Raw genomic sequence first — 2,078 nt, forward strand, 5'->3', positions numbered from 1 at the left:
TTTACCAACTGTGGATAATTTGAAAATCCCTATTTTGACGAAAAACTTTGAAATATACTCTTCATAGCTGTTTTTTATTCTTATCTACTTGACAGGGATCACTTCAAACGTTAATGCATCCGTAACTGTCATCACCAGTGTCCCCTTTTCTTCAAAGGAGTAGCCACCGCTAAACTTCTAAAACAATTACGTTCTTTTGGTGAAAAGTTGAGATAATTGTGAATGAGAAGCTAAAAAATTATGGTTCATCACCAAATTTTGTGATTTAGTGACAAAAAAGAGAAAGCACTAACGAGATCCTGGCAATCATGTTAGTGGTGAAATAAACATTAAGGAGGTCTCGTAAGTGCTTTCTATACCACTAGGATTGCCAGAATTTAAAGTTATTAAACAAGAACTTCTTTCCTATGGTTATGCGATTCATGTAGAGAAAACAGAGACACAGGAACGTTGCCCTCATTGTGGGTTTGCCACTTCCTCTGTCCACGACAGACGGACACGAAAAGTACGGGATTTGGCGATTTTCCATCAACCGGTGTACTTGTTTGTAGAGGTAAAGCGCTATCGATGCTGGAATTGTTTCCAAGTGTTTTCCGCCACTTTGGAGTCGATTCAACCAAACCGGCATGACACCAATCGATTTTGTGAGTACTTGTATGAACTGTGTGAAGGCTCCACCATTCAAGAGGTTAGCCGAAAGCACCGCATCCCATATACGACATTGGAACGCATTTATTACTCCATCGCGTCAAAAAAAGCAAAAGAACGCCAAACAGCAACGGAGGCATCTTTTCAGGAAGGGATGGCGCTTAGCTTAGATGAAATCGCTGTAAAAAAGGGACATCAGTACGAAACCGTGTTGATGGATGCCAAAGCCGGATCAGTCATGGGAATGAACGCCGATCGCCAATATGACTCTACCATCAACTTGTTGAGCCGAAACGTCCTGTCAAAAGAAATGGTGCAAACGGTGATTCTTGACATGTGGGAACCCTATCACAAGGCGGTTCGCGCTCTGTTTCCATCTGCTTCGATTGTTATCGATAAGTACCATGTGGTTCAAAAGGTGACACAAGCCTTGGATCAGGCACGAAAAGAGTTCCCGCGATTGAAAAAGGCTAGATTCCTTCTGTTAAAAGGGTATGAAAAACTTCGTAAGAATCAGCAGTTTCGATTGAACGATATCTTGGAGGAATATCCCGCACTTTCGATTGCTTATTATCTCAAGGAGCTATTTCGAGATTTCTACCGAACCGATCATTATGACCAAGCAAAAGAATGCTTGGAATAATGGATTTGGTTAGCAAAGAAAAGCCCTTTTGTCTCTTTTCAACAAGCAACTAACACTTTTGAAAGGTGGAAGGAGCCTATTCTTCAATACTTTTTGTGCCCGTATACGAATGCACGATGGAAGGCAACAATCACAAGATCAAAAATATCAAACGCCGGGCATATGGCTATCGGAATCTAGAACGATTTCGTTTACGTGTATTTTTGGAGTGTACAGGGAACACTACAGGTAGTCAGGCTGTCTAAGTACGCGCTTCTTCCGCTATCGGTATGATAGTTGGTAGAATGGAACCCGTCAAGGAAAGCACTTGACTGTTTCCATTCTACCAACTTCGTGGTCTGTATGCGGAAGAAGGATCCTGACTGATGAACCTATTTCATCGAGCTAACATGTCTCTAGGATTGAGTAGAAATCACAGAAAATGGTGAAGACCCCATTTTTTTAACCCCATATTACTTCTTCCTCCATTTATGTTATGGATTGTAAGAATCTGAGGTTTTCTGTCAGGTATCTCTATCTTACAACAAGAAGTAAGCTGGGGTCTTTTTTATGTCAAGAAAAACCTTTCGACATTATTATCTTATACACCAGGCACGCATTCAATGGTGAGCGGTATTACGATCCAGAGACGGCAAGGTTTATCTGGATTTATCCATATTCTGGTAATAGAATATGATAACTCTCCAACAAATGTAATTCAACCCTTTTTTTATAATTTTTGGCTCTTCACCACAAGTTGTACTTGATCATTTAAGGTAGGTGTGCATAGAGGGTACAAAAAATGCGA

Annotated in this window: 1 pseudogene; it reads left to right on the plus strand. The window is 40.7% G+C overall.

Features of this window, described 5'->3' with window-relative positions:
• Positions 1 to 346: 346 nt before the first annotated feature.
• Positions 347 to 1,536, plus strand: a pseudogene (locus DCC82_RS16835) (ISL3 family transposase).
• Positions 1,537 to 2,078 lie beyond the last annotated feature (542 nt).

Source organism: Geobacillus sp. LYN3, assembly GCF_003064505.1.
GTDB classification, from domain to species: Bacteria; Bacillota; Bacilli; order Bacillales; family Anoxybacillaceae; genus Parageobacillus_B; species Parageobacillus_B toebii.